This window comes from Lysinibacillus sp. JNUCC-52 (assembly GCF_015999545.1).
Lineage (GTDB): Bacteria > Bacillota > Bacilli > Bacillales_A > Planococcaceae > Lysinibacillus.
The window spans coordinates 33806-49935 of the sequence record NZ_CP065546.1; the positions used below are offsets into that span (position 1 = coordinate 33806).

17 protein-coding genes are annotated in these 16130 nt (G+C 35.8%); 10 read left to right on the top strand and 7 right to left on the bottom strand.

Annotation, left to right across the window (positions count from 1 at the left end; genetic code table 11):
- The first annotated feature begins 22 nt into the window (after positions 1 to 22).
- Entirely contained in the window at positions 23 to 334 is a 312-nt protein-coding gene (locus JNUCC52_RS00175) for an antibiotic biosynthesis monooxygenase family protein (RefSeq protein ID WP_337980964.1), read from the top strand.
- Between the two features lie 106 nt (positions 335 to 440).
- On the opposite strand, the gene thiD is transcribed toward JNUCC52_RS00175, so the two are convergent.
- From thiD to crcB, 5 genes are all read right to left on the bottom strand, one after another.
- Positions 441 to 1259 carry a bifunctional hydroxymethylpyrimidine kinase/phosphomethylpyrimidine kinase gene (thiD, locus tag JNUCC52_RS00180; protein ID WP_228134080.1) on the bottom strand — a complete coding sequence of 273 codons (819 nt, stop codon included), beginning with the start codon at positions 1257 to 1259 and terminating at the stop codon, positions 441 to 443.
- A 156-nt stretch (positions 1260 to 1415) separates the two neighbouring features.
- Positions 1416 to 2627 carry a DUF418 domain-containing protein gene (locus JNUCC52_RS00185; RefSeq protein ID WP_172771895.1) on the bottom strand — a complete coding sequence of 404 codons (1212 nt, stop codon included), beginning with the start codon at positions 2625 to 2627 and terminating at the stop codon, positions 1416 to 1418.
- A 185-nt stretch (positions 2628 to 2812) separates the two neighbouring features.
- A complete protein-coding gene (locus JNUCC52_RS00190) occupies positions 2813 to 3160 on the bottom strand; it encodes a hypothetical protein (RefSeq protein WP_337980965.1) in 348 nt (115 codons plus the stop codon).
- A gap of 27 nt (positions 3161 to 3187) precedes the next feature.
- A complete protein-coding gene (locus JNUCC52_RS00195) occupies positions 3188 to 3520 on the bottom strand; it encodes a fluoride efflux transporter FluC (protein ID WP_337980966.1) in 333 nt (110 codons plus the stop codon).
- Positions 3517 to 3879 (bottom strand): fluoride efflux transporter CrcB, encoded by a 363-nt coding sequence (crcB, locus tag JNUCC52_RS00200; RefSeq protein WP_172771892.1) that lies wholly within the window; start codon positions 3877 to 3879, stop codon positions 3517 to 3519. Before crcB ends, JNUCC52_RS00195 begins: the two co-directional genes overlap by 4 nt.
- A 584-nt stretch (positions 3880 to 4463) precedes the next feature.
- On the opposite strand from crcB, the gene JNUCC52_RS00205 reads away from it, so the two are divergent.
- Both JNUCC52_RS00205 and JNUCC52_RS00210 read left to right on the top strand, forming a co-directional pair.
- The gene (locus JNUCC52_RS00205; protein WP_172771891.1) at positions 4464 to 6206 is read left to right on the top strand and encodes an ABC transporter ATP-binding protein; all 1743 of its coding nucleotides are present in this window, start codon (positions 4464 to 4466) and stop codon (positions 6204 to 6206) included.
- Entirely contained in the window at positions 6203 to 7936 is a 1734-nt protein-coding gene (locus JNUCC52_RS00210) for an ABC transporter ATP-binding protein (protein ID WP_172771890.1), read from the top strand. The genes JNUCC52_RS00205 and JNUCC52_RS00210 overlap by 4 nt, the downstream gene beginning before the upstream one ends.
- 223 nt (positions 7937 to 8159) lie before the next feature.
- On the opposite strand, the gene JNUCC52_RS00215 is transcribed toward JNUCC52_RS00210, so the two are convergent.
- Entirely contained in the window at positions 8160 to 8537 is a 378-nt protein-coding gene (locus JNUCC52_RS00215) for a hypothetical protein (RefSeq protein ID WP_337980967.1), read from the bottom strand.
- Positions 8538 to 8715: 178 nt separating this feature from the next.
- Between JNUCC52_RS00215 and dacB the strand changes: the two genes are divergently transcribed.
- The 7 genes from dacB (at position 8716) to lepB (ending at position 15749) form a co-directional block, all read left to right on the top strand.
- Positions 8716 to 10152: a D-alanyl-D-alanine carboxypeptidase/D-alanyl-D-alanine endopeptidase gene (gene dacB, locus JNUCC52_RS00220; RefSeq protein WP_337980968.1), complete on the top strand. Its 1437-nt coding sequence runs from the start codon at positions 8716 to 8718 to the stop codon at positions 10150 to 10152.
- Positions 10153 to 10242: 90 nt separating this feature from the next.
- Positions 10243 to 10998, top strand: a complete 756-nt coding sequence (locus JNUCC52_RS00225) for an SDR family NAD(P)-dependent oxidoreductase (protein WP_172771887.1) — start codon at positions 10243 to 10245, stop codon at positions 10996 to 10998.
- 29 nt (positions 10999 to 11027) lie between these two features.
- The gene (locus JNUCC52_RS00230) at positions 11028 to 11459 is read left to right on the top strand and encodes a MarR family winged helix-turn-helix transcriptional regulator (RefSeq protein ID WP_228134079.1); all 432 of its coding nucleotides are present in this window, start codon (positions 11028 to 11030) and stop codon (positions 11457 to 11459) included.
- Positions 11460 to 11832: 373 nt separating this feature from the next.
- The gene (locus tag JNUCC52_RS00235) at positions 11833 to 13518 is read left to right on the top strand and encodes a methyl-accepting chemotaxis protein (protein ID WP_337980969.1); all 1686 of its coding nucleotides are present in this window, start codon (positions 11833 to 11835) and stop codon (positions 13516 to 13518) included.
- Between the two features lie 146 nt (positions 13519 to 13664).
- The gene (locus JNUCC52_RS00240) at positions 13665 to 14597 is read left to right on the top strand and encodes an LCP family glycopolymer transferase (RefSeq protein WP_337980970.1); all 933 of its coding nucleotides are present in this window, start codon (positions 13665 to 13667) and stop codon (positions 14595 to 14597) included.
- A 344-nt stretch (positions 14598 to 14941) separates the two neighbouring features.
- Complete coding sequence (locus tag JNUCC52_RS00245) at positions 14942 to 15037, top strand: transcriptional regulator (RefSeq protein WP_172771884.1); 96 nt, start codon at positions 14942 to 14944, stop codon at positions 15035 to 15037.
- A gap of 154 nt (positions 15038 to 15191) precedes the next feature.
- On the top strand, positions 15192 to 15749 hold the full coding sequence (lepB, locus tag JNUCC52_RS00250; protein WP_172771972.1) for a signal peptidase I: 558 nt from the start codon (positions 15192 to 15194) through the stop codon (positions 15747 to 15749).
- Positions 15750 to 15811: 62 nt separating this feature from the next.
- Here the strand turns inward: lepB and JNUCC52_RS00255 are convergent, their stop codons facing one another.
- Positions 15812 to 16012: a hypothetical protein gene (locus tag JNUCC52_RS00255; protein WP_172771883.1), complete on the bottom strand. Its 201-nt coding sequence runs from the start codon at positions 16010 to 16012 to the stop codon at positions 15812 to 15814.
- Positions 16013 to 16130 lie beyond the last annotated feature (118 nt).

A 16130-nucleotide genomic window follows, 5' to 3' on the forward strand; every position in this document is an offset into this window, starting at 1 on the left:
GAAGGAAGAGGGGGACTAAAAAATGGATAGTTATTATGCAGTAATTTTCACATCACAGCGGACAAATGGGGATAATGAAGGCTATGCGAAAATGGCAGATACGATTGAGGAATTAGCAAAACAACAGCCTGGTTTTCTTCGTGTTGAGAGCGCTAGAAATAATGAAGGGCAAGGAATTACGGTATCGTACTGGGAATCGCTAGAATCAATTCAACATTGGAAAGAAAACGCCAAACATACTGTAGCGCAACAATTAGGAAAAGAAAAATGGTACAGTCATTACCATGTAGAAATATGCCAAGTGATGCGGGCCTATTCTTTTCAAGGAGAATGAGCAACTCGGAAGTTAATTAACAATAGAAACATTCTAAAAAAGTGAAAATCCGCCATAACGTATAAGTTAAGCGGATTTTTTCGTAGTCTACATTATAAATATACTACTAATATCTAGTAATCAAAATGTTCTTTTCCCCAACCTCTTTATAAGCCCGATGGTCGATTGCACCAGCAACAGCTTCAAAAGGAATCGCTCGTCGTATTCCTGCTGTAACAAATTTTTTCGCTTGAATGACCGCATCCTCAACACTAAGTTCTTGTGCTAATCCTGCAGTAATCGCTGCAGAGTATGAACAACCTGCACCATTTGTATGGATTGTATCTATACGTGGCGCTTCTAATGTTAGCATGCGAATGCCATCATATAAAACATCTGTTGCGGGACCTTTAAGGCGACCGCCTTTCACAAGTACGTATTGGGTACCAAGTTTATGTAAATCACGGGCAGCATCCTGTAAATCGCTAATAGTAGAAAGGTTTCTACCCCCTAGTAAATATTCGGCCTCAGGCATATTTGGTGTCATAATCGTAGCAAGGGGTAATAGTTTGTCTTTTAAGGAGTTCATGGCACCTTCCTCCATAAGAGCTGTTCCTACTTTACCAAACATAACAGGATCAATGACGATATGTTTGACATGAGCAGTAGGGAGCCAGTCCGCAACAAGCTCAATTATCTCTTTGGTAAATAACATGCCTGTTTTTAAAGCATCAATGCCAATTTGTGACGCTATCGTATGAAGCTGTGCCTCAATTACCTCTAACGACTGTGTATAAACTCCTTGGTTTGTAACAGGGTGTGTTGCCACAAAAGCGGTTATGGCAGAAGTGCCGTACACTCCTAGTTCTTGAAAAGTTTTTAAATCAGCTTGAATACCAGCCCCACCGCGGGCAGCTGAACCTGCGATTGTACATGCTTTTTTCATAATGAGCATACTCCTCTTCTTGTTGTGTAATAGCTTGTTGATTTACGTTACTTTAATAAATATTTGAATATTATTTTATTTTAATAATAAATGTCGTTGATTTGAAATAGCCAGAAAGCAGAGTTTTTATAATGTCAGTTTAATCTAGTAGTAGCTTTATGACAGATTTTGTTGATAGCGTTTCACAGGGATATTCCCAAGTTTACGCCAGATTGTTTCAACAGGGCCTTGTTTATATTTCCTTAACCATAATGTAGAAAAGCCAATCATAAATAACGTAATGCCTAGCCAGGATGCATGGATTATTAGCTGGCTAGCGTATTTGGAAAGACCGAGTCCCCAATTATAGAACAAAAAGGATGCGACGATGTTTTGAGCGATATAGCATGTCAGGGCCATTTTACCAACATTACTTATATATTGTTGAATTTTTACGAACTTTTGATGGCGAGCCACTAAAAAGACAAGGCCGAGATAACCTAGGGATAGGATAGGGGCAAAAACATAACGGTCATATAATGCAAATTGGTCGATGAAAAGCGAGAGAGCATTTAATGGGATGCCAATGCCTAGACCAATCCATAGTAAGCGGTTCTGAAGCCGAATTCCGCTTGCATCCATTTTTAATAAACCTTTTCTTACGAGGAAGACCCCAAGTAAAAATAAGAAAACATTCATTGGTAAAATCATAATGGCTTCTGAGCGTAAGACCCAAAAATGTTCTAGACGGTAGACGACTTGCTCCCACCATGTAAATACGGATATTTCAGTTAATTGATTTTCATGGCGAATTAATAAAGCTTGTTCAGCGAGACTTTGACGATCAGCACCAAAATTGGCATACGGACTATTTGGAAATAACGTTCGTCCAAGTTGAGAAGTCATAAACTTGTCTAATAGAAAGCCTTCCACAACTTGATGGAAAAGGTGGATAGCTGCAGCACTGTACATACAGAGTTTCATAATTCGTTCAGAGCGTTGAATAATAAACGCTACGACAATAGCTGTAAGCGAATAACTCATCAGTACATCAAATTCAAAAACAAAAATAAAATGAAGAAATCCATCTATAAAGAGTAAAATCATAGACCATAGATAAAGGCGAAACCATGGCAGACCTCTATCTTGGAAACTAGCATATTTCAATTGCATGCCAATACCAAACATGATCGTTAAAAGTCCAAGAAATTTCCCATTTGTCAAATAATCAGAAAACTTAGATATGTATGAACTGATAGTAGAATATTCGGCTTCATCTACTACTCTCTCAAATGAATAGTCCGTAAATCCAAAAATCCAAATATTCGTGCCAAGTGTGCCGATAATGGCAAGTCCTCTAGCAACATCAAGTAATTTTATTCTTTCCATAAAAACACCTCACGTAATGATTGTAGAGCGTAATCATTATCATTTAGCTCTCGTTAATAAAAAACGAGTAAAAGGAAGGAAGGTTTCGTAAAAAAAGAACATTTTTGTGTATTGAATAGAAAAAATATGATTTTGTTAGTATGAAAAAGGATTTTATCATAAAAAAAAGCACCTTAGAGAGGTGCTTAAAACATTTGTGGTAATAAGTCATTTAGAAAGTGCCGATTTTTTCGCAACCAAATTTTTAAAATAATACGATGCGTTAATAGCTGATGTCTTTTGTTCGGTCTATTTTTTGCTTCGAGTAAACTTTCTAATAATATACACGTTTCGGTCCCATAAGCTTGAGGATCCACTAACACATTAAGTTTATAATCAATTAAGTGCGCTGCTTGTACTTTTGCTAGAAGTTTCGCAAAATGGGCAGTCATTTCTTGATAGGATTCGTTTAGTTCTAAGTCAATTAAAGTATATAAAGTATGTTTTATTTCAGCCTCCAAAGCCTGAAGTTGTTCTATAGTAGTCTGTGTCAAAAAATCACCTCTCGAATGGTAAGAAAATTATGCCAAAATGTAAAGACCAAGGGCAGCAAACAGTAACCCTATTATTAATGTACTACATCCATAGGCCAAAGCTAGTCCCCATTTTTTCTTTTCCACAAGTTGTAGCATTTCAAAACCGAACGTCGAAAACGTTGTGTAAGCACCTAGAAAACCGATACCTAAGAAATGCCATAATGCTTCACTTGGGTGGCTGCCAAATAAAAGACCAAGAGCAAAAGAACCTGTAATATTGATAAAAAATGTTACCCATGGATACGTGCTGACAATCCATTTTCCTAAGTAAAATCTCGTTAACGCCCCTAAAAAACCACCTATGCCTACAAGAATCATTGCACTCGCCCCCTTGAAAGGAATGCACCAAGCCATGCGCAAATTAAACCACCAATTACACTAATGAAACAATAGGAAAGGGCTTGTCCCCATTGATTATTTTCAATGAGTAAAAGTGTCTCTACTGAAAAGGTAGAAAAGGTTGTGAAGGCACCTAAAAATCCTGTACCAAGGCAAAGTACAAATGGCGTACGGTTAGTAAATGTCGTAAAAAGAAAGGCTAAACAAAAGCATCCAACTAAATTAATGACAAGTGTTGTAGTTGGAAAGTTAGCGTTATTTGGAAGTAATACGCTAAGGTAATAGCGGGATATAGCGCCAAAAAATCCACCTATACCTATTGCAAAAAACGTTTTCAATTTTAAAGACTCCTTTATCTATTAAGGTCATCCATTGGTTGTTATCGATTTGGAAGTTATGAGTGAATGTCCGTTAATTCCATTCACTACTACTTTGTATTGTATCAAGGACGTAGAGAGTATGGTAGCCATTCGAAAGTAAGTTTGTTCTTTTACAGCTTGTAGCAATTCACCACTTTAAAGCGTTAATTATTTCCTGTGAAATATAAAAAATAACAGTTAGAATGTTGACAATTATTTCAATAATATGATAATCTTCAATAACACTATAACAAAACAAACAAAGGAGGGCATGACAATGATGATTTTAACAGCACAACACAAATGCACAGCTTCATACATTGTCCATGTCTAACGTTGTTATTTTCTATGCAATGAAAGGTATGGATGCACCTTACCTTTTATAAGAGACACATGCTCTTTTGAGGGGATGTGTCTTTTTTTATTGCAAAAAAGTTGTAGTAAACAAAAAAAAGGAGTGTATGTCGTATGCATAACATCACAAGGAAATTAATTTTCAATAAAGAATTGCTAGATAGTGGGTAGCGAAGATTTAACGTATTTGAGAAAGAAGGTTATAAAAAATGTTTGATGTATTAAGCAAATTAAGCTGGTTTTTTAAGCAATATTGGAAGCAATACACTGTAGCAATTGTGCTATTAATCATTGCTAGTGTATTAGAGGTTATTCCTCCATATTTACTGGGAAATATCATTGATATTTTAACAGCAGGAACTATGACAACAGCTATTTTAACGAAGTATATTTTGATATTTATCGGCATTATTGTTGGTGGTTATGTACTAAATTTTGTATGGCAGTTTCGTCTTTTTGAAGGTGCCATAAACCTTGAGAAAATTTTGCGTCGCAATTTGATGCAACATTTTTTACGGATGACACCGACTTTTTATGAAAAAAACCGCACGGGTGATTTAATGGCGCGTGCTACAAACGATTTAAATGCGGTGTCACTAACAGCTGGCTTTGGGATTATGACACTTATTGATTCAACCATTTATATGGGATGTATTATTTTTGCAATGGGCTTTATGATTTCGTGGAAATTAACTTTTTTTGCTATGTTACCAGTGCCCATTATGGCCATTCTTATCCAATATTTAGGTAAAATTGTCCATGAGCGTTATATGAAGGCACAGGATGCTTTTGGTGAATTAAATGATAGTGTTCTTGAGTCTGTAGCAGGTGTTCGTGTTGTACGGGCATATGTTCAAGAAAAAAAAGACGAAGCCGCATTTGCGGAAATGAGTGAAATCGTTTATGAAAAAAATATGCATACTACAAAAATAAATGCCTTATTCGGACCAATTACAAAGGTCGGTACTGGAATTAGTTATGTTGTGGCGCTCGGTTACGGTGCTCACCTAGTATCTACGGAGGCGATGTCGTTAGGGCAACTCGTAACGTTTACTGTCTATTTAGGATTAGCGGTTTGGCCAATTTTTGCAATCGGGGAACTTATTAATGTCATGCAGCAAGGTAATGCCTCACTAGACCGTGTACAGGAGACATTGCGCTATGAGGCAGATGTGCAAAATATTGCTACACCTCAAACAGTGGCAGCTCCGCATGCCATTGGATTCGAAAATTTGACCTTCCAGTATCCAATGAGTCAGGTGAAAAATCTACAACAAATTTCGTTGTCACTAAAAAAGGGGCAAACACTTGGGATAGTAGGAAAGACAGGTTCAGGAAAGACGACCTTCTTGCGCCAATTACTTCGTGAATATCCGATTGAAGCGGGGCAGCTATCGATTGATGGGATAGATATTACATCACAAACAAAGGAGCAACTACTCGATTGGATTGGATATGTACCACAGGACCATGTGTTATTCTCTCGAACAATTAGAGAAAATATTTTATTTGGGAAAGAAGATGCAACGGAAGAAGAGCTGAAACAAGCGATTTATGCAGCATATTTTGAAAAAGATTTAGCCCATCTGCCAATGGGACTTGAAACACTTGTTGGCGAAAAAGGCGTATCACTTTCTGGTGGTCAAAAACAGCGTGTGTCAATTGCACGTGCGCTTATTAAAGACCCGGAAATTTTAATACTTGATGACTCGCTTTCTGCGGTAGACGCTAAAACAGAGGCGAAAATTATAGAAAACATACAGCGAGAACGACAGGATCGAACAACTATTATAACAACCCATCGATTGTCGGGAATTCAACATGCCAATATGATTATTGTGCTAGATGAAGGGCAAATCGTAGAACAAGGAACACATGAACAGCTCCTTTCACAACAAGGCTGGTATAAAGAGCAATTTGACCGTCAACAGCTAGAAGGGGGTGCCTCATGAGTACAAGTCAACGACTAACTCGCTATGCGATGTATTTTAAAAAACCGATATTACTAGGATTATTTTTCTTAACAATTGCCGTATTTACCGAGCTTGTAGGGCCCTTTATTGCGAAGCATATAATCGATAATTATATGACGATTGGTAAACTAGAAATAAAACCAATTACCTGGCTACTACTACTGTATTTAATATTGGCAATTGCAACGGCCGTATTACGTTACTTTATGTATATTTATTTACAAATGGGGGCAAATCGCGTTGTTCAAAAACTACGTAAGGACGTTTTTGAGCATATTCAAACATTGCCGATACAATACTTTGATAACTTACCAGCAGGGAAAATTGTGGCACGGGTGACGAATGATACGGAGGCAGTCCGTAATTTATATGTACAGGTGCTTTCGAATTTCGTGACAAGTTTAATTTCAATTTTGGGCGTGTATGTTGCACTGTTTATTTTAAATTGGCAAATGGCACTTTTAGCATTAATTATGGTGCCAATCATTTATATTTGGATGATTTTATATCGAAAATTTGCTTCAAAATATAATGATGTAATTCGAACTAAAATTGCCGATATCAATGCGATGATTAACGAATCAATACAGGGTATGACCATTATTCAAGCATTCCGTCGTGAGCAGCAAATGACGAAGGAGTTTGACGATATGAATAATGAGCATTATGCCTATGAGCGTAAATTATTAGTGCTAGATTCAGCAACTTCCTTCAATTTAGTAAATACATTAAGGCTATTAATGTTTACCATTTTTATTTTCTACTTTGGAACACAGTCGATGACGACAACACAAATGATTTCTGCAGGGACTTTGTATGCATTTGTTGATTATTTAACGAAACTATTTAATCCAATAACAAACATTGTCAATCAATTTTCTCAGCTAGAACGCTCGCTCGTTGCAGGGAAGCGTGTGTTTGAGGTGTTAGATATAGAGGGTGAACCTGTATCGGAAGTTAGTCTTCCTAGATATAAAGGGAATGTAGTATTTAACGATGTTTCCTTTGCATATAAAAACGACGATTATGTATTGAAAAACTTATCTTTTGAAGCGCATCAAGGGGAAACAATTGCGCTTGTTGGTCATACGGGGTCTGGTAAAAGTTCCATTATGAATTTATTATTCCGCTTCTATGATCCTTCTAAAGGGGAAATTTCAATTGATGGTATTGATATTACAACCGTCGCGCGTCAATCAATGCGTGAGCATATGGGTATTGTATTACAAGATCCTTATTTATTTACAGGAACGATTGCTTCAAACGTGAGCTTAAATAATCCGAAAATTTCACGTGAAAAAGTGGAGGAATCTTTAAAAGCAGTTGGTGGTGATCGTGTTTTAGCAAACTTGCCTAATGGCTACGATGAACCAGTTATTGAAAAAGGAAGTACATTATCTTCAGGTCAGCGACAACTCATTTCCTTTGCCCGCGCACTTGCCTTTGATCCAGCAATATTAATATTAGATGAAGCGACGTCTAATATTGATACAGAGACAGAAGAAATTATTCAACATGCGATGGATGTTTTGAAAAAAGGTCGGACAACATTTATCATTGCCCATCGTTTATCAACAATTAAAAATGCGGATCGTATTCTTGTATTAGACCGTGGGGAAATTGTTGAGCGTGGTACGCACGAGGAGCTATTAGAGCTTGGCGGAATTTATGAAAAAATGTATCAAATGCAGGCTAACTCATTGCAATAATAAGGACGACACACAACTGGCAAGTTGATTGCCGCTGCGGGCATATGCTTTCCGCGGGCACACCGCAACTCTCGTTAACGCAATACTTGTTGCGTTATTATGGGTGCGTACCTGCAGGAGTCGCCGCCCTCCGCTACAATCAACTAAAAAAGACATCAAGAGGTAAATTCTTGATGCCTTGTTTAACACTCTAAGCCGCACTTAGCTAAGTGCGGCTTTTTATTTATGAAGTACTTTTCACATTTTGATAGATATTGATGAAAAATAGAAGGACAGAAAGGGCGACGGCGATACCGCCACCAGATACGAAGAGCTCAAATAACCAACGTGGAACATCTAAATAAACCATCATCATACCAATTAAAAGGAACGGTAAACCGATATTGTAAAGCCAAAACTGAGCCTTGGCGAGCCCTGTTTCTGCTGCATCTTTAAAAATAGAATAAACTAAACCTATGAATCCAGTAGTCAGCCAACCTACTACACCAATATGCGCATGTGTCGCCTTCCATTGAAGTTGAATTGTATAATGCATAAACAGACCAAAAGCAAAAACAAGTAATAAATAGAAGATAGAAATTTTTATCCATTTTGCGCCCATCGTCAAACAACTCCTTTCCTGAAAGTGTTTTTAGCTAGCTAATACAGTCTATTCTTGTCGAAAGAAAAAGATGACTGTCCATTTTCAAGAATTCGCAATGAATACGGAATTGAAAAAATAACTAATTTTACTTAAAATAAAGGGTAAAATAGAGAATATTTTTCCAATAGGAGGGTCTATGAAAAAGAAAATTATTATTTATGCAATGTTATTTATGTTGTTCAATAGTTTTTCATTAATAAACTTGGAACAAGCTTGGGCATCTGAGCAAACAATGACGACTAAAATCAATACGATTATCAAGAAAAACTGGAAAAATAATGAGTATAGTATTACTGTACGCGATATGGAAAGAGGGGACGTCATTTACAGTAACGATGGTGATAAAATGATACGACCTGCATCAACACATAAATTACTTGTGAGTGCTGCCGCATTAGATTTACTTGGCCCTGATTACCGTTTTGCAACGAAGGCATATATCGATGGACCAGTAAAAGATGGTGTTTTACAAGGAAATATTTATTTACAAGGTGGAGGGGATCCCACGCTGCTACCTGTCCATTTAGAATCATTCGCTAATGGGATAAAAAAATTGGGCATTACTAAAATTACAGGGAAGTTGATTGCAGACGATACATGGTTTGATGATGACCGTTTAGCAAAAGGAATTGTACCAGAGGAGGAAGCCTTCTCTTATGCATCCCGTATTTCGGCTCTGACGCTTTCACCTAATGATCAGTATGATGTCGGCAATATCCAAGTTAAAGTGACTGGCACAAAAATTGGGCAAGCTGCAAGTGTTCAACTTTTTCCACATGCAAGTACAATACCGATTGTGAACAAAACGAAGATTATCAAAAAGGGTGGGAAATCGACTATCAATATTACGAGAGAATATGGAACAGATCGTATTATTGTAACAGGCAATTTACCAGCAGGTTCGGAGAAAAATACATATGTGACCGTTTATAATCCTACATTGTATACACTAGATGTATTACGAGAAAAATTAGTAGCAAAAGGTATTCAAAAAATGCCTATGGACATAGGAGAAGTGCCAGATAATGCGCAACGAATAGGAATATCCAATTCAATGCAATTAAAAGATATTAATTTTCGATTTTTAAAGTTAAGCATTAACGGTATGGGAGAAATGCTGACGAAGCAGTTAGGGAAAGAGCTGCTTGGAGAAGGAAGCTGGTCTGCAGGTATACAGGCAATACGTACATATGGAATAGAGTCAGGACTGAATATGGATCAATGGTATTTTGAAGATGGCTCGGGCTTAAATCATCAAAATCGAGTAAGTAGTATGCAAGAAAGTTTATTATTATATAAAGTTCGCAATAAGTCCTGGTACTTTTCGTATTTAGATGCCTTACCACATGCAGGACGAAAAGGAAAATTGGTTGGGGCGACATTAGAAAACCGTTTGAAAGGTTATAGTGTTTCTGCTAAAACAGGTTATATAACGGGAACTTATGCGTTAAGTGGTTATGTTCAAGGAAAAAGTGGTAAGTGGTATATTTTTAGTATTTTAACACAAGCCAATAAAAGTTCAGCAATATCCACTATTGATGAAATTGTAAAACAAGTTGCAAATGAAATGTAAAGGTTTTCAAAAAGTTGAGCAAACTAGTTTATTTAAAAATTATTTAGTGATAAACTACTTTATGGATTTAAGAAAAGGAGATGTTTATCCATGGGTAAATTACAAGACAAAGTCGTAATTATTACTGGCGGTGCAGGTGGTATCGGTAGTGGTATGGCAAAAGCAATGGTAAAAGAAGGCGCAATCGTAGCGATTGTTGATTTAAATGAAGAAACAGGAAAAGCAATGGAAAAAGAATTGCAACAAATTTCTCCAAAATCAATGTTTTTACAAGCAAATTTAATGGATCGTGCTAATTTGCATAAAATAATCGATACAGTTGTTGAAAAATACGGTAAACTAGATGTATTAGTTAATAATGCACATGCATCTAAGCAAGCAACTCTTGAAGATACAACACAAGCTGATTTAGATTTATCATTTGATACTGGTTTCTATCCAACATTTTATTTAATGCAAGCAGCATTACCTCACTTGAAAGAAACAAAAGGTAATGTAATTAACTTCGCTTCTGGCGCGGGTCTTGCTGGACATGAAACACAAGGTGCTTATGCGGCTGCAAAAGAAGCAATTCGCGGTATTTCACGTGTAGCAGCAAATGAATGGGGACGTTTTGGTATTAATGTAAACTTAATTAGCCCAATTGCAAATTCACCAGGTGTACAAGCATGGGCAAAAGCACAACCAGAATATTATGAAGCTGTTAAAAGTAAAATCCCTATGGGACGCTTCGGTGATGTTGAAGATGACATTGGCCGCGTAGCAGTATTTTTAGCATCTGAGGATTCACAATATATCACAGGTCAAACACTTATGGTTGACGGTGGTTCTATCATGCTTCACTAATATTCTCGGATGTTCGAGGAGGATTAGTTTTGGGACAGACAAGTATTTTTAAACTCATTCATATGATTGATCAGATGAATAACGCCAATATTATACGTTTTACGAAGGATTATCCATATCCATTAGGTATTTCTCCAATTTTAGTATTAAGCGAGCTAAAAATAAAAGGACCGCAAAGACAAGCCGAATTAGCGGAAACGATTGGGTATACGAAAGGTGCTATGACAAGTATTGCCGAGAAATTAGTAAAACTGGGCTTAGCAGAAAGACTATACGATGAAAACGACCGCCGTACAATTCGATTGCAAATAACTGAAGAGGGTATAAATGCTTTTGTTAAAGCGCAAGAGGTTGGGAAGGACGTTTTTATTCAGCTTTTTGAAGTATTGAATGATGAAGAAATTGCACAGTACTTGTTGATTCTAGAAAAGCTAGTGCAAGGAATAAAAGATAGAGGTTAATAGCGCTTCTTTTAAGAAGTGGCTTAAACTGTAGACAAAATATCTTGAGTATTTACTGCTCGAGATATTTTGTCTTTTTTTGTCCAAATGGCTTTGTAAAGGCTCATTATGATACAAACCTTGATTACTAAAAATCTATATAATAGTATATTTACAGGATAATAACCATGTGCGAAAAGAAGTTTGTTAATTAAATATACCTATATTATTATGAATCTTTTGGTGTAATATTTTGGTCCTTTTTTGGAAAAATTCATAAAATCGACAAAAATAGCTTTATAGTTTACAGAAAATTTGCTATTCTAAACGATACACAAGGGATTTTTCACAAATACATAAAGAATTATCACACTAAAGGGGAATATTGAAAGAGATGTCAATTAAATTAAAACTTTATTTTGCTTTTGCATTATTATTTATCAGTATTATTGGAATATCTATCAACGGATATTTTGATTTAACGAATATGAAAAATGAATATAACCACATTCTTGATTCCCAAGTCGAGCAAATTTATATTGCATCAGATTTACAAAGTAATACAAAGCAACAAAGCATCTATATTCAACAGTATATTGAAAATGGCAATGGGGATACATTACAAAATTTCCGTAGTGCGCAGCTAAAAATCCAAACAGGCATCGGTCAATTAAATGACATCATTGATGATGAACAATTGCTAGAAGTTAATAATAAAATGCTAGAAGGCAAAAAATCGTTCGATAAAGTAGCGGAAACAATTATTACGGCTGTAGAAGCAGGTGATTCATCGACTGCTAGAGAAATATATGATCAGCAATTGTGGCGACTCAATAGTTTAATGGGGAGTGTTGCCAATGAAATGCTTGCATTTAATAAAATGAAATTTACACAGGTTGCCAACGATGCAGAGCAAAAGGTACATAAAAGTGCAATAACAGCCGTTGTCATTGGATTAATTACAATAGGTATTTGTATATTTTTCAGTATGCTAACGGCAGTAAAAATAGCAAATCCACTAAAAAGGATGGCTACTGCAGTCAAGCAAATTGCTAAAGGAGATTTGACAATACAAAATTTACAAGTCACTTCTAATGATGAAATCGGTACATTAGCAAGTGCTTTTAATGAAATGAAGCAATCTATTCAATCGTTAATTCGCGCGTCTGGTGAAACTGCTAACGATTTGTCTGCTGTTGCAGAGGAATTGACGGCTAGTACAACGCAAGTTGCATCGACGTCAAATATCGTAGCTGCTTCTGTCGAAAATATCGCTTCAAGTTCAAAGATTTCTTCAACCGTTTCCAATGAAGCTTCACATGCAATAAACGAAACGACAGAAGGTATTCAGCAAATTGCTAATGCTACATATTCTGTGCTTGGCAAGGCAAAACAGACGAAGGAAACAGCGGATGCAGGACAATTGACGATTGAACATGCAAAGCAACAGATGAATACGATTTATCATTCCACTAAAGAGACAACAGCGCTTATTTCAAGACTGTCAAAACAGTCGGAAGAAATTCAAAATATAACGAATGTAATTACGGCAATTACAGAACAAACAAATTTACTTGCACTTAATGCTGCTATTGAGGCTGCTCGAGCAGGAGAGCATGGAAAAGGTTTTGCTGTTGTAGCAGATGAAGTACGTAAGTTAGCTAGCCAATCAAAAGAGTCGGCACATATTATCGTCCAGCTCACATCAGATATTTTGCAGGAAACAAAAAATGTAGAAGCTGCAGTTTTAGGTGATCAAAAAACCGTTGAGCAAGGGGTAGAAGTCATTGCTCAGGCAGGAACTGCATTTAGTAATATTGTCGATGCTATCGAGGAAATGATAGAGGATATTACAACCGTAACAGCAATTACACAAGAGATGACAGCTTCTTCAGAAGAAATAGCCGCATCGATACAAGAATTAGATGGGCATGTGCGTAATAATGCTGAAGGCACTGAGGAAATGGCACAACAAATTGTTAAACAAGTAGCGACTCTTCAAGAAATTAACAATATTTCAGAAAGCTTAAATTCCAAAGCTTTGGAATTAACAAACAGTATTTCTAATTTTAAGTATTAATGAATATAAAGATGTATATTTAGTAAATACTAGTGTACGTCTTTTTTTCGTCCAATATGCATATAAGTAGACTATATAAACTTTTTTCCAACCTAAAACGTCAAATAGATGGGCAAATTTTTTATAAAGCTAGAGAGGACATAAGTATGGAAAAAAACATGAAACGCTCTAAAGAAAAAAAGAGCAAAAAGAAAATTTGGCTATGGATAATAGGAAGCCTATTAACAATATTTTTAATTTTTTTAGGTACAGCTTATTATACTATCCAAAAGACGATGAATAAAATAAATACACCACTCGTAGAAACTGACGATACTCCAGACAAAACACAAAAAACCATTACGAAAAAAGAGCCTTTTTCTGTACTGATGCTTGGTGTTGATGAACGTAAGGACGATAGTGGGCGTTCAGACACAATGATAGTTATTACAGTAAATCCTGAAAAGCAAACAATGAAAATGTTAAGTATTCCGAGAGATACACGTACAGAAATTATTGGGCATGACACAGTGGATAAGATTAACCATGCTTATGCATTTGGAGGAGTACCAATGGCAATGGATACGGTTGAAAATCTATTAGATATCCCACTCGATTATTATGTCTTTATTAATATGGAGGGGTTCCTACAAATTATTGACACACTTGGTGGTGTAACCATTCAAAATGATATGGATTTAACCTATGATTCGTACCATTATCCTGAGGGTGAAATTTCATTAAGTGGAGATGAAGCACTTATTTTCTCTCGTATACGATACGAAGATCCACGTGGTGATTTCGGCCGCCAAATTCGACAACGACAAATAATTGAAGCAGTTATGAAAAAAGCTTCTACACCATCAATGTTGTTGAAGGCAACTGATATGCTTGATGTTGTCGGGGATAATGTTCGCATGAATTTTACGGTGAAAGATCTAATCCAACTACAAAGTATATATAAAAAAATGGATAATAATATTGATCAGTTATCATTTGAGGCAGGAGAGGGTCAAATGATGAATCATATTTGGTACTATATTCCCGATGAAACAGAACTACAACAAATAAAAACAGAGTTAAAAATGCATTTAGAATAAAGGGTTGTTTGGCTACAATAGTTGTGAATTTTGTAGATGAAGGGAGAGAGATGAATGAATGGGAGGACCCAGGTGCTTAGGTATACAGCATTAAATAATTGCATGCAAAGCTATGTACCTAAACGGAAAGTGCATAAAAGTCCAGTCAAATTCATGATGAAACAGTTACAACTATTATGTTTTAAAATCTTTATGTAAGGCTAAAAAAGTCATTCAGGTAGGATGCATGCCTAGTTGAATGACTTTTTTAGTTATCTAAGGGCAATTCAATTTTTTATTTCGTTTGAAATATCAGAAAATTAAGTGTATAATAGATTTAAGAAATGGTTAAGGGAGTGATTGTGATGATGATTGGTACAATTTTATTAGCTATCGCATTGCCGGTAGGTATTGTATTAGCAGTAGATTTATTTAACGAGCAGCATCACTCTGCTTCATAAGAAGCCATTCTTACAATGAAAAATAAAATCAACTTCCTAGACAGAGGCTATTGAGCTTGTGTCTTTTTTTTTGCCGTCGAAACATTTTGTAATATTATTCGTCAATATACAATAGAAAATGCTATACTATAAAAAAAAGTATCGGGGTATGAGTATGCAAGCAGAAAAAACAAATATGAAAAAAGAAATTCTATCCTACATTAAAATTATTGTCATTACAGCAATCGTCGTCTTAGGCTGTAAACAATTTTTATTTGCACCGATAAAAGTACAAGGTGCTTCAATGTATCCGACATATGAGGATAAAGACATTATTATTGTAAGTAAAACGAGTAAAATTGAACGCTTTGACCAAATTGTCTTTCAATCACCTACTGAGGATGAATTATATATTAAACGGGTTATAGGTCTTCCAGGAGATACTGTAGAAATGATAGATGATGTTTTATATGTAAATGGAAAAGCCTATAAAGAGGATTATGTAAATCGTCAAACGGATGATCCAAGCCAATTACGTATTACAGAGAATTTCACACTTGAAGGTTTAACAAATGAGAAAAAGGTTCCAGAAGGTAAGTATTTCGTAATGGGAGATAACCGCCTAAAAAGCTATGATAGTCGTCATTACGGATTAATTGCTAAAGATGCTATTTATGGTGAAGCTAAAATCACCGTTTATCCGTTTAAGCATTTTCACATTGGCCGCGAATAAATAAATAACGATGAAAACTGAAAGAGGCAGCTCCTATTTTTATGAGCATGCCTCTTTATTTTTCAATTATTTTCAGTCAATGCTTTACAAATTTTATAAGTTGGATAATAGACGCAAACTGTTGAATTTTCCACAGTTTCTTTTAATGGGTTTTGCTGTATGTCCAATCTAGATGATGGTTGTTCGAATGTAAGCTTTTCTACTACTAGTTCGGCGCCATAAAATAGCATTAAAAAATAGCATACTAAACCAAATATACGCAAACAATCACCCCATAACATTATGTGTCCTATTATTATTTATGGTCGAAATGCAAAAAATATAAGCAAAATTTCAAAAAAAATATATAATTACTAAAATCAAAGCTTATATACAGGCAAT